This window comes from Stenotrophomonas sp. FSL W7-1447 (genome assembly GCF_037966425.1).
Taxonomy (GTDB): domain Bacteria; phylum Pseudomonadota; class Gammaproteobacteria; order Xanthomonadales; family Xanthomonadaceae; genus Stenotrophomonas; species Stenotrophomonas pavanii.
Genome location: NZ_CP150199.1, coordinates 3,533,034 through 3,549,771, shown reverse-complemented (window position 1 = coordinate 3,549,771; position 16,738 = coordinate 3,533,034). Strand labels below are relative to the sequence as shown.

The 16,738-nt window shown below is 67.3% G+C and carries 19 protein-coding genes and 2 pseudogenes; 13 read left to right on the top strand and 8 right to left on the bottom strand.

Features of this window, described 5'->3' with window-relative positions; genetic code table 11:
• Positions 1–66: 66 nt before the first annotated feature.
• The 4 genes and pseudogenes from NSQ78_RS16620 to bioA all read right to left on the bottom strand — a co-directional run.
• A pseudogene (locus tag NSQ78_RS16620) lies at positions 67–171 on the bottom strand (16S rRNA (uracil(1498)-N(3))-methyltransferase); the annotation flags it as partial.
• A 161-nt stretch (positions 172–332) separates the two neighbouring features.
• Positions 333–437 (bottom strand): annotated as a pseudogene (locus NSQ78_RS16615) (16S rRNA (uracil(1498)-N(3))-methyltransferase); the annotation flags it as partial.
• A 166-nt stretch (positions 438–603) separates the two neighbouring features.
• Positions 604–1,341, bottom strand: coding sequence for a 16S rRNA (uracil(1498)-N(3))-methyltransferase (locus tag NSQ78_RS16610; RefSeq protein WP_064239036.1), 738 nt, complete (start codon positions 1,339–1,341; stop codon positions 604–606).
• On the bottom strand, positions 1,332–2,723 hold the full coding sequence (bioA, locus tag NSQ78_RS16605; RefSeq protein ID WP_057494967.1) for an adenosylmethionine--8-amino-7-oxononanoate transaminase: 1,392 nt from the start codon (positions 2,721–2,723) through the stop codon (positions 1,332–1,334). The genes NSQ78_RS16610 and bioA overlap by 10 nt, the downstream gene beginning before the upstream one ends.
• A 77-nt stretch (positions 2,724–2,800) precedes the next feature.
• Here bioA and nudE point away from each other — a divergent pair, with 77 nt between their 5' ends.
• The 10 genes from nudE (at position 2,801) to NSQ78_RS16555 (ending at position 10,246) form a co-directional block, all read left to right on the top strand.
• Positions 2,801–3,364, top strand: coding sequence for an ADP compounds hydrolase NudE (gene nudE / locus NSQ78_RS16600; RefSeq protein ID WP_064239035.1), 564 nt, complete (start codon positions 2,801–2,803; stop codon positions 3,362–3,364).
• Positions 3,361–4,164 (top strand): 3'(2'),5'-bisphosphate nucleotidase CysQ, encoded by an 804-nt coding sequence (cysQ, locus tag NSQ78_RS16595; protein ID WP_049469789.1) that lies wholly within the window; start codon positions 3,361–3,363, stop codon positions 4,162–4,164. Before nudE ends, cysQ begins: the two co-directional genes overlap by 4 nt.
• A gap of 14 nt (positions 4,165–4,178) precedes the next feature.
• Complete coding sequence (gene mazG / locus NSQ78_RS16590; RefSeq protein WP_064239034.1) at positions 4,179–5,018, top strand: nucleoside triphosphate pyrophosphohydrolase; 840 nt, start codon at positions 4,179–4,181, stop codon at positions 5,016–5,018.
• Positions 5,015–5,344, top strand: coding sequence for a YnfA family protein (locus NSQ78_RS16585; RefSeq protein ID WP_064239679.1), 330 nt, complete (start codon positions 5,015–5,017; stop codon positions 5,342–5,344). Before mazG ends, NSQ78_RS16585 begins: the two co-directional genes overlap by 4 nt.
• Before the next feature lie 125 nt (positions 5,345–5,469).
• Entirely contained in the window at positions 5,470–5,772 is a 303-nt protein-coding gene (locus NSQ78_RS16580; protein WP_064239033.1) for a DUF962 domain-containing protein, read from the top strand.
• A 66-nt stretch (positions 5,773–5,838) separates the two neighbouring features.
• Positions 5,839–6,798, top strand: coding sequence for an SPFH domain-containing protein (locus NSQ78_RS16575; RefSeq protein WP_049469781.1), 960 nt, complete (start codon positions 5,839–5,841; stop codon positions 6,796–6,798).
• A gap of 1 nt (position 6,799) precedes the next feature.
• A complete protein-coding gene (locus NSQ78_RS16570) occupies positions 6,800–7,243 on the top strand; it encodes an NfeD family protein (RefSeq protein ID WP_064239032.1) in 444 nt (147 codons plus the stop codon).
• A 130-nt stretch (positions 7,244–7,373) separates the two neighbouring features.
• On the top strand, positions 7,374–8,486 hold the full coding sequence (gene gcvT, locus NSQ78_RS16565; protein WP_057494970.1) for a glycine cleavage system aminomethyltransferase GcvT: 1,113 nt from the start codon (positions 7,374–7,376) through the stop codon (positions 8,484–8,486).
• A 94-nt stretch (positions 8,487–8,580) separates the two neighbouring features.
• Positions 8,581–8,976, top strand: coding sequence for a glycine cleavage system protein GcvH (gene gcvH, locus NSQ78_RS16560; RefSeq protein ID WP_049469771.1), 396 nt, complete (start codon positions 8,581–8,583; stop codon positions 8,974–8,976).
• A gap of 775 nt (positions 8,977–9,751) precedes the next feature.
• Positions 9,752–10,246, top strand: coding sequence for a hypothetical protein (locus NSQ78_RS16555; RefSeq protein ID WP_049469766.1), 495 nt, complete (start codon positions 9,752–9,754; stop codon positions 10,244–10,246).
• A gap of 119 nt (positions 10,247–10,365) precedes the next feature.
• On the opposite strand, the gene NSQ78_RS16550 is transcribed toward NSQ78_RS16555, so the two are convergent.
• Complete coding sequence (locus NSQ78_RS16550) at positions 10,366–11,259, bottom strand: LysR family transcriptional regulator (RefSeq protein WP_064239031.1); 894 nt, start codon at positions 11,257–11,259, stop codon at positions 10,366–10,368.
• Between the two features lie 114 nt (positions 11,260–11,373).
• On the opposite strand from NSQ78_RS16550, the gene NSQ78_RS16545 reads away from it, so the two are divergent.
• Positions 11,374–12,132, top strand: a complete 759-nt coding sequence (locus NSQ78_RS16545; RefSeq protein WP_064239030.1) for an SDR family oxidoreductase — start codon at positions 11,374–11,376, stop codon at positions 12,130–12,132.
• A gap of 141 nt (positions 12,133–12,273) precedes the next feature.
• Here NSQ78_RS16545 and NSQ78_RS16540 read toward each other — a convergent pair whose 3' ends face one another.
• Entirely contained in the window at positions 12,274–13,674 is a 1,401-nt protein-coding gene (locus NSQ78_RS16540; RefSeq protein WP_049469759.1) for a serine hydrolase domain-containing protein, read from the bottom strand.
• A 326-nt stretch (positions 13,675–14,000) separates the two neighbouring features.
• On the opposite strand from NSQ78_RS16540, the gene NSQ78_RS16535 reads away from it, so the two are divergent.
• Together NSQ78_RS16535 and NSQ78_RS16530 are read left to right on the top strand one after the other, a co-directional pair.
• Positions 14,001–15,287: an MFS transporter gene (locus tag NSQ78_RS16535; protein WP_188238397.1), complete on the top strand. Its 1,287-nt coding sequence runs from the start codon at positions 14,001–14,003 to the stop codon at positions 15,285–15,287.
• Between the two features lie 76 nt (positions 15,288–15,363).
• Positions 15,364–15,714: a DUF1304 domain-containing protein gene (locus NSQ78_RS16530; protein WP_064239028.1), complete on the top strand. Its 351-nt coding sequence runs from the start codon at positions 15,364–15,366 to the stop codon at positions 15,712–15,714.
• A 140-nt stretch (positions 15,715–15,854) separates the two neighbouring features.
• On the opposite strand, the gene NSQ78_RS16525 is transcribed toward NSQ78_RS16530, so the two are convergent.
• Both NSQ78_RS16525 and NSQ78_RS16520 read right to left on the bottom strand, forming a co-directional pair.
• Positions 15,855–15,980, bottom strand: a complete 126-nt coding sequence (locus NSQ78_RS16525) for a hypothetical protein (RefSeq protein ID WP_274601302.1) — start codon at positions 15,978–15,980, stop codon at positions 15,855–15,857.
• A 249-nt stretch (positions 15,981–16,229) separates the two neighbouring features.
• Positions 16,230–16,697 (bottom strand): hotdog fold domain-containing protein, encoded by a 468-nt coding sequence (locus NSQ78_RS16520; RefSeq protein WP_064239027.1) that lies wholly within the window; start codon positions 16,695–16,697, stop codon positions 16,230–16,232.
• Positions 16,698–16,738 lie beyond the last annotated feature (41 nt).

Sequence of the window (16,738 nt, the reverse complement as noted above, 5' to 3'; positions counted from 1 at the left end):
TGGCTGGTACAACGTCATGTTCCCATGGATCTTGAAGCCAGCGGTCGGCACCACCACGAATCTGCCTTACCCCAGGTCGCCCAACCGCGCCTGCAATGCGGCAATCGCGGCCAGCCCGGCCGTTTCCGTGCGCAGGATCCGCGGGCCTAGCTGCAGCCCCTGGAAGCCGGCCGCTTGCAATCACGATGCCGCCAGCGGGAGCGGCTTCCAGCGTCGACATTCGCTGGCGGCCTGATCGGCAATCCGCCCCTCGGGTTCCCGGTAGTGCCGGCCGCTGGCCTACAACCCCATGATCCCGTGGATGTACCAGCGGCCGGCACTACCACGAAGCCTTAGCCCAGATCGCCCAACCGCGCCTGCAACGCCGCGATCGCGGCCAGTCCGGCTGTTTCCGTGCGCAGGATCCGCGGCCCCAGGTGCAGCCCCTGGAACCCTGCCGCTTGCAATCACGATGCCGCCAGCGGGAGCGGCTTCCTGCGTCGACATTCGCTGGCGGCCTGATCGGTAATCCGCCGGTCGGGTAGCTGGTAGTGCCGGCCGCTGGCCGGCAACGTCATGTTCCCATGGATGCCGGCCAGCGGTCGGCACCACCACGAATCTGCCTTACCCCAGGTCGCCCAACCGCGCCTGCAATGCGGCAATCGCGGCCAGCCCGGCCGTTTCCGTGCGCAGGATCCGCGGGCCCAGCTGCAGCCCCTGGAAGCCGGCCGCAGCCAGTTGATCGCGATCACGGGGTGACCAGCCGCCCTCCGGGCCGATCGCGATCACGATGCCGCCTGCCGGCGCAGCCTGCAGCGTCGACAGCCGATGCGCGCCCAGTGGGTCCAGGGTCAGGCGCAGCGTATCGGCCGGCAGCGCAGCGGCGGCCTGGGCCAGCGACAGCGGCGAACCCACCTGCGGGATGCGTGCACGCCCGGACTGGCCACAGGCCGACGTCACCACGTTGTTCCAGTGCGCCACGCGCTTCTCGGCCCGTGCCGCATCCAGCTTCACCTCGGTCCGCTCGGCGTTGACCGGAATGATCGCCGCCACGCCCAGTTCGGTGGCCTTCTGCAGGATCAGGTCCATCTTCTCGCCGCGGGCGATGCCCTGCAGCAGGGTGATGGCCAGCGGCGATTCGTTGTCGACGGCCTGCACCGCGTCGATACGGGCCTGGACCTCGCGCTTGCCGGCCACGGTCAGCGTCGCGCTGTAGTCATGGCCGTCGCCATTGAACAGTACGCAGGTATCTCCCTCGCGCAGGCGCATCACCCGCACCAGGTGGTTGGCCGTCTCTTCCGGCAGGGTCACGGTCTGGCCGCTGTGCAGCGCCAGGTCGATGGGGCAGCGGGTCACGCGCATGCAATCGCCTCGTCGATGGCTGCCAGCGTCGCATGCGCCAGCAGCTCCAGTTGTTCGTCGTCCACGCAATAGGGTGGCATCCAGTACAGCACGTCGCCCAGCGGGCGCAGCACCACGCCACGTTTCAGCGCGGCCTTGTACGCGTGCAGGCCCAGCCGCAGGGCCGGGTCGAACGGCGTGCGCCGGTTGCCGTCACGCGACAGTTCGAAGGCGACCACCATCCCCGCCTGGCGCACGTCGGCCACGTGCGGATGGTCGCTGAAAGGAGCCGCCAGGGTGCCCATCACCGAAGCGATGCCGCGGTTGCGGGCGATCACATCGTCGTCGCGGAAGATGTCCAGCGTCGCCAGTGCGGCTGCGCAGGCCAACGGGTTGCCGGTGTAGCTGTGCGAATGCAGGAACGCACGCTCGCGCGTGTCGTCAAGGAAGGCGTCGTACAGCGCCTGGGTGGCCAGCACTGCGGCCAGCGGCAGGAAGCCGCCGGTCAGGCCCTTGGACAGGCACATCAGGTCCGGCATCACCCCGGCCTGCTCACAGGCGAACAGGGTGCCGGTGCGGCCGAAGCCGGTGGCGATCTCGTCGGCGATCATGAACGCGCCGTGCGCGTCGCACAGTTCGCGCACGCGCTGCAGGTAGACCGGATCATGCATGCGCATGCCACCGGCACACTGCAGCCGTGGCTCCAGCACCACCGCGCAGACTTCTCCCGGGTGCTGGTCGAACAGCGTGGCCAGGCCATCGGCCGCCTGCCGCGCACGATCGGCCGCGCTCTGGCCCGGTTCGGCCAGGTAGGCATCGGGCGAGGGGGCGAACAGGCCTTCGGCCAGCAGCGGCGCATAGACCCGGCGATACAGCGGAATGTCACCCAGCGCCAACGCGCCCAGGGTTTCGCCGTGGTAGCCGTTCTCGAGCGCGATGAAGCGGGTGCGCCGGGACTCTCCGCGATTCTGGAAGTACTGGAAGGCCATCTTCAGCGCCACTTCCACGCCGGCCGAACCGTTGTCGGCGTAGAACACCTTGGCCAGCGGTGCACGGCCGGCCTGGCGTGGCGCGAGTGCCAGCAGGCGTTCGGCCAGGGTAATGGCCGGCTCGTGGCCGAAGCCTGCCAGCATCACCTGTTCCAGTTGCCCGGCCTGGGCGGCGATGGCGCCCCCGATGCGCGGCTCGGCGTGGCCGAACAGGTTGGTCCACCAGCTGCTGACCGCGTCCAGGTAGCGATTGCCATCGTGGTCGATCAGCCAGGCCCCTTCGCCACGGGCGATCGGCACCAGGGGCAGGGTATCGGGATGCTCACGCATCTGCGTGCACGGGTGCCACAGCACCTGCAGGTCGCGCTGCCGCCAATGGCTGGCCAGCGGGGAAGGGGTTGGGTCTGCTAGCATTTCGGGCTCATGAACATGTTGCTGCCTGCACATTCTATCGGCCCCGGCACAGCCGCCGGTCGCCGCGGAGATCCCGCATGAACGATGACCGTGCCGGCCGTCGCTTGCCGATCATCCATCGGATCACCGATGAGGAGAACGGCCCCTTCCAGCGCCAGCATCTGGACCTGGAGTTCTCCAACGGCGAACGCCGCCGCTTCGAGCGGCTGGTCAGCCGCGGGCATGGTGCGGTGGTGGTGGTGCCGATGCTCGACGACGAAACCGTGCTGCTGGTACGTGAATACGCCGCTGGCATGCACCGCTACGAGCTGGGGCTGGTCAAGGGCCGGATCGACGCCGGCGAGACCCCCGAGCAGGCCGCCGACCGCGAACTGAAGGAAGAGGCCGGTTATGGTGCGCGCCGGGTCGACGTGCTGCGCGCGATGACCCTGGCCCCGACCTACATGAGCCACCAGTCGTGGCTGGTGGTGGCGCGCGACCTGTACCCGGAAAAGCTGGCCGGCGACGAGCCGGAAGAACTGGAAGTGGTGCCGTGGAAGCTGGCCGATCTGGACCGGCTGATGCTGCGCGAGGACTTCTCCGAGGGACGCTCGCTGGCGGCGCTGTTCATCGCCCGACAGTGGCTGCAGGGAACGCGATGATCAAGCTGACCACGGACCTGCGCGAGACCGCCATCGCCATCGCCCAGGAAGCCGGACAGGCCATCATGCAGGTGTACGCCGATGGCTTCGAGGTGCAGATCAAGGACGACGATAGCCCGGTCACCGCTGCCGACCTGGCCGCCAACCAGGTCATCGAACTGGGCCTGCGCCAGCTGACCCCGGACCTGCCGATCCTGTCCGAGGAATCGGCACAGGTGGGGTGGGAACAACGGCGCCACTGGGGCGCGTACTGGCTGGTGGACCCGCTTGACGGCACCCGTGAATTCGTCAAGCGCAATGGCGAGTTCAGCGTCAACATCGCGCTGATCTACCAGGGCGCGCCGGCCTTCGGCGTGGTGCTGGCGCCGGTTACCGGCATCGTCTGGCATGCCATGCGTGGCGAGCTGGCCTACCGGCGGCAGGGCCTGCACGACACCGTGCTGCGTACCCGCACGCCGGCCACCGCCCCGCTGCGCGTTGCCGCCAGCCGCTCGCACCGTTCGCCGGAAACCGAGGCGCTGCTGGCGCGCATGGGCCGCATCGAGACCATCGCGCAGGGCTCGTCGCTGAAGTTCTGCCGGATCGCCGAAGGCGGCCTGGATGTCTACCCGCGGCTCGGCCCGACCTCTGAGTGGGATACCGCGGCCGGCCAGTGCGTGCTGCACGCCGCTGGTGGTGCGGTGCTGTCGGCGGCGACCGGCAAGCCGTTCCGCTACAACCGCCGCGAAACCCTGTTGAACGGCGATTTCATCGCCCTTGGTGATACCAGCCTGCCGTGGCGGGACTGGTTGTCCGACTGATTCCTGGAGGCCGCATGAGCGCGCACGACACCCCTGCCGCCGGCAGCGAGGCAAGCCATCAACTGCAACGCCTGCTGGTCATCATGGCGCGCCTGCGCGACCCGCAGGGAGGTTGCCCATGGGACCTGGAGCAGGACTTCTCGACCATCGCCCCGTACACCATCGAGGAAGCCTACGAGGTGGCCGATGCGATCGACCGCGGCGACCTCGACGATCTCTGCGACGAGCTCGGCGACCTGCTGCTGCAGGTGGTGTTCCATGCGCGCATGGCCGAGGAGCAGGGCGCGTTCGGCTTCGCCGACGTCGCCCGCGCGATCAGCGACAAGATGCAGCGCCGCCACCCGCACGTGTTCGCCGATGTCAGCGTCGACGATGCCGATGGGGTGATGCGCAACTGGGAGGCGATCAAGCGCGCCGAGCGTGCCGCCAAGGGCGAGCAGGACACCTCCGCACTGGCCGGCATCTCGCGCGGCCTGCCGGAGTGGCAACGTGCGGTGAAGCTGCAGTCGCGCGCGGCCAAGGTCGGTTTCGACTGGCCAGGTCCGCTGCCGGTGCTGGACAAGGCGGCCGAGGAGCTGCAGGAGCTGCGCGAGGAGTTCGAGCGCGGCGATATCGCGGGCAACAAGGCGCGGCTGCAGGAAGAGCTCGGCGACCTGCTGTTCGTCTGCGCGAACCTGGCACGCCATGCCGATGTCGACCTGGGCGCCGCCCTGCGCGGCGCCAACCACAAGTTCGAGCGCCGTTTCCGTGCGATGGAGGCGCAGGCCGAAGCACAGGGCAGCGCATTGCCCGCGCTGGACCTGGATGCGCAGGAAGCGCTGTGGCAGCAGGCCAAGGCGGCGGAGAAGGCGTGAAGACGCTGGGCCTGTTCCTGCTGACCGCGCTGGCCGAGATCGTCGGCTGCTACCTGCCCTGGGTATGGCTGCGCAAGGGCGGCAGCGTCTGGTTGTTGTTGCCGGCCACGGCCAGCCTGGCCCTGTTCGCGTGGCTGTTGACCCTGCACCCGACCGCCAGTGGGCGGGTCTATGCGGCCTACGGTGGCGTGTACATCGGCACCGCGCTGTTCTGGTTGTGGCTGGTCGACGGCATCCGCCCCAGCCGCTGGGACCTGCTGGGCGCTGCGCTGTGCCTGGCCGGCATGGCGGTGATCATGTTCGGGCCGCGCACCTCATCAGGGTAGCGCCGGGCCATGCGTGGCGGCGCTTCCTGCCGACCGCGCTGGCGCGCGCAAGCCGGGCATGGCTCGGCGCCACAAGGTCGGCGATGGTGCATGATGGCGACGACCCTGGTTCCCGGAGCACGCGCATGTCCCGCTTCGCCAGCTTCCGCGAGTTCTATCCGTTCTACCTCAGCGAGCATCGCCACCCGGTGTCGCGCCGCCTGCACTTCATCGGCAGCTGCGGGGTGCTGCTGCTGGTTGCGGCGGCAATCCTGCGCGGGCAAGCCATCCTCGTGCTGGCCGCCCTGTTCTGCGGTTACGGCTTCGCCTGGGTCGGTCACTTCTTTTTCGAGAAGAACCGCCCGGCGACATTCCAGCACCCGCTGTACTCGTTCATGGGCGACTGGATGATGTTCGCCGACATCCTGCGCGGGCGCGTGCCCTGGTAGTTCCCCTGTGAATGGGGCCTTCACGCGCTATGCTGGGGCCTGGACGTCACAGATAAGGAAAGCGAGATGTTCCCGACCATGTTTTTTACCGCGGTACTGGCTTTCGTGGCCGTGGTCATCCTGTTCAAGGCGGTACGGATGGTACCGCAGGGCTACGAATGGACCGTCGAGCGCTTCGGGCGGTACACGCACACCATGAGCCCCGGCCTGCACTTCCTGATCCCGATCGTGTACGGCGTGGGACGCAAGGTGAACATGATGGAGCAGGTGCTGGATGTGCCCAGCCAGGAAGTGATCACCAAGGACAACGCCGCCGTGCGCGTGGACGGCGTGGTGTTCTTCCAGGTCCTGGATGCGGCCAAGGCCGCCTACGAGGTGGCCAACCTGGAAGTGGCGATGATCGCCTTGGTGCAGACCAACATCCGTACCGTGATCGGTTCGATGGACCTGGATGAATCGCTCAGCCAGCGCGAGGTCATCAATGCCCAGCTGCTGAGCGTGGTCGACCATGCCACCAATCCCTGGGGCGTGAAGGTCAACCGCATCGAGATCCGCGACATCCAGCCGCCGCGCGATCTGCTGGACGCGATGGCGCGGCAGATGAAGGCCGAGCGCGAAAAGCGCGCGCAGATCCTCGAGGCAGAGGGTTCACGCCAGTCGGAGATCCTGCGCGCCGATGGCGAAAAGCAGGCCACCGTCCTGGAGGCCGAGGGCCGTCGCGAAGCCGCGTTCCGCGATGCCGAGGCGCGCGAACGCCTGGCCGAGGCCGAAGCGATGGCCACCAAGGTGGTGTCGGCGGCGATCGCCGAGGGTGACGTGCAGGCGATCAACTACTTTGTCGCGCAGAAGTACGTGGAAGCGTTCAAGGAACTGGCCAGTTCGCCGAACCAGAAGCTGGTGCTGATGCCGATGGAGGCCAGCGGGGTAATCGGATCGATCGCAGGCGTGGCCGAACTGGCAAAGCAGGCGCTGGCCAGCCAGGACAACAAGGCCGCGGGCAAGCGGCCGCCGCCGCTCGGAGGCTGACATGCGCTGGGAAGTCGTCGGTTGGGGCGCGTTGGCGCTGCTGCTGTTCGCGGCCGAAGCGCTGGCGCCGGGTGCGTTCATGCTGTGGATCGGCATTGGCGCGGCCGCCGTGTTCGTGCTGGTTGCGGTATTCAGCGACATTCCGCTGTTGTGGCAGGTGATCGCCTTCGTCCTGCTGAGCGTGGTGTCGATCCAGTGCTACCGGCGCTGGGGACGGCCGCGGGCACGGCCCAGCGATGCGCCGTTGCTCAACCGCCGCGCCGAGCAGCTGGTCGGCCGGGAGGTGGTACTGCAGCAGGGCATCGTCGATGGCCAGGGACGGGTCAGCATCGACGATGCGTCCTGGCCGGTGAGCGGCCCGGAGCTGCCGGCGGGTACCTGGGTGCGGGTGGTGGCGGTGCAGGGCAGCACGCTGCAGGTCGAGGCTGCGGGCCGCTCCTTGTAGAGCCGGGCCGCTTCGTGCGGGCGCCGGGCGTGGGCTCGGCGCTTCCGCTCCGGCGCTGCGCTGCGGCACGCCTGCGGGCGACCGATCTGGGATAATGGGATTCTTGTTTCCTCTGCTGCCGGACCCGGTCATGACCCAGAAGACGCTGCTCAACGATACCCACCGCGCCCTCGGCGCCAAGATGGTCGATTTCGGGGGTTGGGACATGCCCATCCACTACGGCTCGCAGCTGGACGAGCATCATCTGGTGCGTCGCGACGCCGGCGTGTTCGACGTCAGCCACATGACCGTGGTCGACCTGCGCGGTGACCAGGTCAAGCCGTTCCTGCGTCGCCTGCTGGCCAACTCGATCGACAAGCTGAAGGTGACCGGCAAGGCGCTGTACTCGTGCATGCTGAATCCGCGCGGCGGTGTCATCGACGATCTGATCGTCTATTACCTGGACGAAGATTTCTTCCGCATGGTGGTCAACGCATCCACCCGCGAGAAGGATCTGGCGTGGCTGCGCGAGCAGGCCGCGCCGTTCGGCGTTTCGGTCGAGCAGCGTCCGGACCTGGCGATCCTCGCCGTGCAGGGCCCGAAGGCGCGCGACATCGTGATCGGCCTGGCCCGCGAAGCCGACCGTGCCGCGTTGACCAAGCTGGGGCGTTTCGCCGCCCTGCAGGCGCAGTCCGATGATGGCGTCGAGCTGTTCGTCGCGCGCACCGGCTACACCGGTGAAGATGGTTTCGAGATCCTGTTGCCGCAGGATGCCGTGGTCGCGTTCTGGAACCGCCTGCTGGCGGCAGGGGTGAAGCCGGCTGGCCTCGGCGCGCGCGACACCCTTCGCCTGGAAGCCGGCATGAACCTGTACGGCCAGGACATGGATGAAGAGATCAGCCCGTATGAAGCGGCGCTGGCCTGGACCGTGTCGCTGGACGAAGGCCGCGACTTCATCGGCCGCGACGTGCTGGAGGCGCAGAAGGCCGCCGGCACCGCGCGCCAGATGATCGGTCTGGTGATGGACGAGAAGGGCGTGCTGCGCCACGGCCAGGCGGTGACCACGGCCAGTGGCCAGGGCGAGATCCTGTCCGGCACCTTCTCGCCGACCCTGGCCAAGGGCATCGCCTTCGCCCGTGTGCCGGCCGGTGAGCTCGGCGAGGTCACCGTCGATATCCGCGGTCGGCAGGTGCCGGTGCGCGTGGTCAAGTTCCCGTTCGTGCGCGAAGGCCAGGCCCAGCCCGGCGTGCTCGCCGACGCCTGATCCGGACATGCCGGTCGTCACTGACAGCAGTGGCGGCCGGTTGGTTACACTAGCCCCGTTTTTTCCACCCCCTGCATATCTCTGGAGCAGTCCCATGAGCGAGATCCCCGGCGACCTCAAGTTCCTCAAGTCCCATGAGTGGGCCCGTGTCGAAGGCAATGGCCGCGTCACCGTCGGTATTTCCGACCACGCCCAGGGCCTGCTGGGTGACCTGGTCTACGTCGAACTGCCGGAAGTCGGCGCCGACGCCAAGGCCGGCGAGCAGATCGCCGTCGTCGAGTCGGTGAAGGCCGCCTCGGACGTCTACAGCCCGGTCAGCGGCAAGGTCGTCGAGGTCAACGCGGCGCTGTCCGACAAGCCGGAAACCATCAACGAAGATGCCTACGGCGAAGGCTGGATGTTCGTGGTCGAACTGACCAACGCCGAAGAGATCAACGACCTGCTCGATCCGGACGCGTACGCCGAAGCCCTGGAGAACGACGACCACTGAGTCGTCGCCTCCGGGTTCTGGAACGGCCACCTTCGGGTGGCCGTTTTTGTTTTGACGACCGCATCGGACTCATGCCGGCCGGTTCGCTGCGCGCCCTCGGCGCGGCATCAGCAGACAGACGAACGGTGCCGACAGGCGTGCGCAGTTTTGCGCAAATCCACGTTTCCGCCCCGCTCCGACGCAGTCGGATGTGAAAACTTTTCGCCCCCCGTTGCGGCCCCGTTGTGCTGGCGGTGGCGGCGGTGCCAGCAACCATCGGCGAAGCACGCGCACGCGCGCGGCGGCACTGCGCATGATTGCGCGGAGTGCTTATTTCAAGTGGTTTTTGTTCAACGTGTGCATTGGCGTTGGTCGCTGCGGCGCACGTGGTCAGCGCGTCAACCGCCATTGCAGGCCGTGCGTGCCGGCGGCGCAGGCGGTGTCCGGGATGGCGCGGATGTGAAAATTTTTCGCGGGGGTTGTTGACAGTAAAAAAAACCGTGATTAGGTTTCGCCTCAGCAGACCTTGCCTGCCCAACCGAGTGCGCAGAATCAATCGTCCGATGCGAAGCAGCCCCCTCAAGACCACCGCGACCCTGATGACGGTGGACACGGCCCCGCTTCCCCCGGAGAAATGCAAGGCACCTTCCGTTCCAGTGCCCGCTCCGCCGATCGAGGCGGGCATTGCCGCATCCGTAACGGCGCGCCTGACGCGCCGGCGGTCCCCGCACGCAGCATCCGCGGGTTTGATCCACCTGGGCGTTTCAACTCCCTATCACTGACGAGGAGCCATCCCATGGCAACCAAGAAAGCTGCGAAGAAAAAGCCCGCCGCCAAGAAGGCGGTGAAGAAGGTCGCGAAGAAGGCCGCTGCCAAGAAGGCAGTGAAGAAGGTCGCGAAGAAGGCGACCGCCAAGAAGGCAGTGAAGAAGGCGGCGAAGAAGGTCGCCAAGAAGGCCACTGCGAAGAAGGCAGTGAAGAAGGCGGCAAAGAAGGTCGCCAAGAAGTCCACTGCCAAGAAGGCCGCGAAGAAGGTAGCCAAGAAGGCCACCAAGAAGACCGCCAAGAAGGCAACGGCCCGCAAGCCTGCCAAGAAGGTCGCGAAGAAGGCCACTGCCAAGAAGGCCGTCAAGAAGACCGCCAAGAAGGCAGTGAAGAAGACCGCGAAGAAGGCCACCAAGAAGGCTGCCCCGAAGAAGGCGGCGAAGAAGGTTGCCAAGCGCAAGCCGGCCGCCCGCAAGAAGAAGGCCGCTCCGGTCGCTCTGCCGGCAACCCCGGCGCCGCTGATCTAAGTACTTCCCGATAGCCACATCCTGAAACCCCTTCCCTGGCTGCCCAGCGGGGAGGGGGTTTTTTTATGGGGCCGCCTGTAGCGTCAAGCCATGCCCGACGGCTTATCAGATGGTCGACGTTATCGGTGCGGCGTCGGTGGAAAGCGCTCCACCAGGAAATCCAGGAAGCTGCGCAGGCGGGTCGAACGGTAACGGTCGTGGGCGTAGACCACGTGCATCGGCCGACCGGCCTGGCCGTGTTCGGGGAACAGCTGCACCAGGCGTCCGGCGTCGACATCGGCGCCCAGCAGCAGCGTCGATTGCAGTACGATGCCCAGGCCATGCAGCGCCGCCGAACGCAGCGCTTCGCCATTGTTGATCTGCAGCCGCCCGTCGGGAACGCGGTCGAGCCCGCCAGCATCGCCCTGCAGCCACTGTGCCAGCGCGCTCGGTTCGAACGACAGGCACTGGTGCCGGGCAAGCGCCTGCACGCTGTGTGGCGTGCCATGCCGGGCCAGGTACGCGGGCGAGGCGCACATCATCAGGCGATAGGGCGCCAGCGCACGCGCAACCAGCACGCTGCTGTCGGCCAGCGTTCCAATGCGCAGCGCCGCCTCGAAGCCCTCTTCGGCCAGGTCGACCACACGATCGGTCAGCGTGGCTTCGACGCGGACATCCGGATGACGCGCCATATACTCGGCCAGCGCCGGTACCAGCGCGTGTGTACCGAAGATCACCGGTGCACTGATGCGCAGCGTGCCCGCCGGTGAGAGCTGCTGGTGCTGCGCCTGCGCGTCGGTCTCCTCCACCAGGCGCAGGATCTCCCTGCAGCGCGTGTAGTAGTCCTCGCCGAACGGTGTCATGTGCTGGCGCCGGGTGGTACGGCTCAACAGCTGCATCCCCAGCCGGGCTTCCAGCGCACGCAGGTGCTTGCCCGCCATCGTTGCGGAGATCTCCATCGCCGCCGCGGCCGCACTGAGGCTGCCCTTGTCCACGATCAGCACGTAGACCTGCATGCTTTCCAGCAGGTTCATCTGACACCCCGGGTGTTGAATGCTGAAACCTGCGCGGAGTTTATCAATCAGGGGTGATCGTACAGCCTGTCCTGCACCGGCCGGATGCACCGGCCGCACTGACAGGAGACCCCCATGGACTTGAATCTTGCAGGCCGTACCGCACTGGTGACGGGCGCGGCCAGCGGCATCGGTGCCGCCGTCGCCAGGCAGCTGGCGGCGCAGGGCGTGCACGTCGCCTTCACGTCGCGGCGCCAGGAACCGCTGCTGGCATTGGCCGCACGGATCGAAGCCGACGGCGGCGCAGCACCGGTCGTCGTGGCCGGCGATCTCACCGTTGCCGATGATGTCCTGCATGTCGCACAGGCATCGCGGGCCGCGTTGCAGCGCATCGACATCCTGGTCAATGCGGCGGGAGGCTCGCGTCCGACCACGGTGGACGCCGCTGACGAGGTATGGGACGAGGCGATCGCCCTGAACTTCTCCGCTGCGCGACGGCTGACCCAGGCACTGTTGCCGGACATGCAGGCGCGCCGATGGGGGCGGGTGATCAACTTCAGCGGTTCGATGGAGCCACGCGCGGTCAATGCCGCTACCGCGGCGAAGGCGGCACTGCATCTGTGGAGCAAGGGGCTGGCATCGGAGCTGGCCGGGCAGGGCATCACGGTGAATGCGATCGCGCCGGGGCGTATCAACAGCGCGCAGATCCTCGATCGCCTGCATCCCACCGAAGCCAGCCGGCGCGAGTTCATTGCGCGCAACATCCCCATCGGACGCTTCGGAGAGCCGGAGGAAGTGGCGCCGCTGGTGGCGTTCCTGGCCTCGCCGCTGGCTGGCTACATCACCGGTGCGGTGATCCCGGTGGACGGTGGCATGCACTACTTTGCGCACTAGCGCTGCGGAGCTGTAGCGCCGAACCCATGCTCGGCTGTTTTTCGCCACGATGCCGCTCGGCCAAGCGTGGCTCGGCTCAACACAACAACAAAAAGGGCGGCCCGCAGGCCGCCCTTCAGGCTCACGGTCGAGCCCGCCCGATCAGCGCGGCGAGGCAACCGCGCGATTGCCGGATGCGCCCTTGCCCTTGCGCTTGTCCTGCTGCGCCGGGCTCGCACCCTCGGCCATCAGGTTGTCGCTGCCAAAGTCGGTGTCCACATCCAGCCAGCGCTGCGCCGGCAGGCCCAGCGCGGAGTCGAGCACGGTCGGCAGCAGGCCGCTGGGCAGGCCGCTTTCGCCATTCCAGAGGATGGCGATGCCAAGGTCGCGTTCCGGCACCAGCGCGACCAGGCCGCGATAGCCCTGCACGGCGCCGGCATGGAATACCACGTCGTGGCCGGCGTAGTCGAACGTGCGCCATCCCAGGGCGTAGCCCGCCGAGTGCAGGCGCTCGCGACGCCACCCCGAACGCATTTCGCCCGGGGTGTTGATCAGGCTCGAATGCAGCGTGGCCAGCAGCGGGGCCGGCAGCACGTCGGGGCGATGGCCGGTATGGGCCAGCAGCCACTGCGCCATGTCACTGGCGCTGGCATTGACGCCGGCCGCCGGCGCCACGCGGTAATAGGTCGGCTTCGGCGTCAGCGAGACCCAGCCATTGCGGCTGCGCACGTGCGGACGCGCCCAGCGCGAGCTGGCCTGGATGCCGGCCAGGCCCAGGCTGGCATCGTTCATGCCCAGCGGCTTGAAGATGCGGCGCTCCACCGACTGCTCGTAAAAGCTGCCGGACGCGGCATAGACGACGTCGCCGATCAGGCTGAAGGCCACGTTCTGGTAGGCGTAGCAGTCGCCCGGCAGGCACTTGAGGCTGGTGTTGGCCAGCTTCTGGGTCAGCGCGTAGTACTCGGCGTTGCCTTCGATATCGCGGTCATAGGCGTTGTAGGGCAGGCCGACGCGGTGGCTGAGCACATCGGCCACGGTCAGCCGATCGGTTGCTTCCGGCGAGCTCAGGCGGAAGCCCGGCACGTAGTCGGTGACCTTGCTGTCCCAGCGCAGCGTACCGTCGTTGACCAGCAGGCCGGCCATGGTGCCGGCGAACGCCTTCGACAGCGAGGCCAGGCGGAACACGGTGTGCGCATCGACCGGCTGCGGATTGTTGACGTCGGTAACGCCATAGCCGCGCGCGCTGAGGATGCGGCCGCCCTGCACGATCGCCACCGCCATGCCCGGCACGCGCTCGCCATAGGTGAGCTGCTGCGCCATCGACTCAATGTTGGCGACGTTGAAGCCGGGGGCCGGCGCCTGCACATGCGGCACCAGCCCGGTGCGGTAGGCCGCTGGCTGGGTGTGCGGCACGGCGCTGGTGGCGGCCGATTCAATGTTGGCCGGCATCGGTGGCAACGCCGGCGGGGTCTGCGCGGTGGTGGACAAGGCAACGGGCATCAACATGCCCAGCAAACCGGTGGCCGCCGAACGGATCGGACGACGCAGGCTGTTCTTTTTCATCGGTTGGACCCGTGCGCGACTGCTGATGGCGATTCTAGCGCCGCTTTTCCTCTGTGCACAAACAAAGCGAAGATGAATGCGCATCTCGTTGAAAAAGTTGGAATTTTGACGCCCCGAAAGTGTGTCGGAACGTGTCGCCGCCGGGCTGCGTCCTGCGCCGTCGCAGGCGGCAGGACGGGGCACGCTGGCGCTGTTGCGGTGCATTGGCTAACGTACGCGCTTCACTGCCCCCCGGAGCCTGCCATGCCGCTGTCCAACCGCCGTCTGCGGGCGAGGGCCGCTGTGTGAGCGCGGCACCGGACAAGGGGGCACTGCGCGGACTGACGATGGCGCTGCGCGAGTCGCCGGCGCTGTGGTGGTCGTTCTTGTACTTCTTCTGCCTGCTCAGCGGCTACTACGTACTGCGCCCGGTGCGCGAGGCGATGGCCGCTTCCGCCGACCTGGAAACGGTGTTTCCGCCCGTGCTGATTGCCTGGTTCGAGAGCCATGGCATCGCATTGAAGGATTTCGTCCTGCAGTTCCTGTTCTCCTGCGTGTTCGTGATCATGCTGGTGCTGCAGCCGGTGTACGGCTGGCTGGTCAGCCGCTTCCCGCGGCGCGTGTTCCTGCCCGCGGTGTATGGCTTCTTCATCGTTACCCTGCTGGGCTTCTATGTCATGTTCGACAGCGGCGTGCCGGGCCGCGGCATGGCGTTCTTCTTCTGGATCACGGTCTTCAACCTGTTTGCGGTTGCGGTGTTCTGGAGCTTCATGGCCGACGTGTTCTCCAACGCGCAGGCACGCGCCTTCTACGGCTACATCGGCGCGGCAGGCACCCTCGGGGCCTTCCTCGGCCCGATCATCACCAGTGCGCTGGTGCAACGCGTGGGCATCGCCAACCTGATGCTGGTCTCGGCCGGTTTCCTCGCCATCTGTCTGTTGAGCATCTGGCGGCTGCGGCACTGGGCGGTGCTGCGCGAACGCGAGCAGCAACTGGTGTCCGGCGAGCAGCCGATGGGTGGCAGCGTACTGGATGGCCTGAAACTGATCGTGCGCGAGCCGCTGCTGCGCTGGCTGGCGGTGATGGTGGTGTTCGGCGTGGGCGTCGGCACGCTGCTGTACAACCAGCAGGCCAGCATCGTGCGTGCGGCCTTCACCGACCCGGCGGCCAGTACCGCGTTCTTCTCGCGCATCGACCTGGCGGTGAACGCGCTGGCGCTGCTGATGCAGCTGGGCCTGACCCGCTGGCTGCTGTCGCGCCATGGCATCGCGCCGGCGCTGCTGGTTCCCGGGTTCGCGATCCTGATCGGCTTCTCGGTGCTGGCGGCCTCGCCGATGCCGCTGATGGTCGCGGTGGTGCAGGTGATGACCCGCGCCAGCGAGTTCGCGCTGGCCAAGCCGGCGCGCGAGACCATCTACACGCGCGTGGACCGGCAGTGGCGCTACAAGGCCGGTGCGGCGATTGACACGGTGGTCTACCGCGGCGCGGACCTGAGCTTCGCGTGGCTGCACAAGGGCCTGTCCCTGTTCGGATCGCACGTCGTGTTCATCGGTGGCGTGGTGGTGGCCGCGTGCATGACCGCTGCCGCATTCGGCGTGCTGCGCGAAGAAAAGAAACTGCCGCGCGACCGCTGATTTGCCGGGGTCAGAGCCCTTTCCCGCGGGGAAAAGGCTCTGACCCCATTCTCCTTCCCTGTCCAAGGAACCGCCCATGTACTGGATCGCACTCGCCCTGACCCTGCTGGTCGTACTGCTGCACGTCTATTTCCTGGTGCTGGAGATGTTCCTGTGGACCCGCCCGCTGGGCCTGAAGACGTTCCGCAACACGCCGGAGAAGGCGGAGACCACGCGCGTGCTGGCGGCCAACCAGGGCCTGTACAACGGCTTCCTGGCAGCAGGCATCGTGGTGGGGCTGGTGATCGGGCAGCCGGTGCTGGTGACGTTCTCGCTGGCCTGTGTGGTGGTGGCGGGGGGCTATGGCGCATACAGCGTGAGCCGGCGCATTTTCATGATCCAGGCGGTGCCGGCGATCCTGGCGCTGGTGTTTCGCGCGCTGGCGTAGTTTCCAGCCAACGGCGCAGCCCCTCGTGGGTGGTCGCGTGGAGCGGGTCATGTGTTGGGTGTGGCGGGTGGGCCGTGCAGGGGACGCTGCAAGTACGTCCATGTAAGCTCGATGGCGCCATCCATGGCGCCAACGCCCCTTCACGGCCCACCCGCCACACCCCTGACAGTTTCAGGGCGCGGCCAGCCCACGGAGAAGAAAAAGAAGATCAACAGCAACAGCAACAGCAACAGCAACAGCAACAGCAACAGCAACAGCAACAGCAAGAAGCGGCCGGTGGGCCGCTTTTGCTGTTGCTTCTGCTCTTCTTTTTTCTCTTGCGTGGGTGGACGCCGCAGAGATCCGTCCGAGGCTGGGGGCGGTGGGTTCGCGGGGGTGTTCGCGGCATGGATGCCGCGGCCAAGCCCCCAGGGATGGGTTCACGGCGTCCCCCGCGAACTCACCGTCCCCAGCCCAGCCAGGGCTTTCCGCGATCAACCGTCTACCCACGAGGGGCTGCGCCGTTCGCGGGAACACTACTTCGCCGGCGACATCCACATGTCGATGACCGCGCTGAACACCTCCGTCCCTGCGCGGTCGCGCACGCTGACCGTCACCGGCAGCGCATACCCCTCGGCCGCAACGACAATCGGCTGCGCCGGCAACGCCACCGCCTGCAGCGTGCCCCGTGCCTTGGCCAGGTACTGCACCTGCATTCCCTTCGGAATCCAGCGCATCCCCTTCGGCAGCGATGCATCGACCATCAACCCGGCGGTCAGTTCGGCCAGGTTGCACATCGCGATCGCGTGCACCGTGCCGATGTGGTTGCGCACCCTGCGGCGGTCGGCCAGCGTGCCTTCGCAGCGGCCGTGTTCCAGGCGGGTGATGCGTGGCGCGATGCTGGCGAAGTAGGGCGCCTTGAAACACACCGCGCGCGAGAACAGCCAGTTGCCGGCAGGCCAGCGCTGCAGGCGGTTGTAGAGCGAGAGCAGGGGCGTGGACATGGTGGGATACCGTTTGGCGGATAAAGCGACGGCGGGCCGAG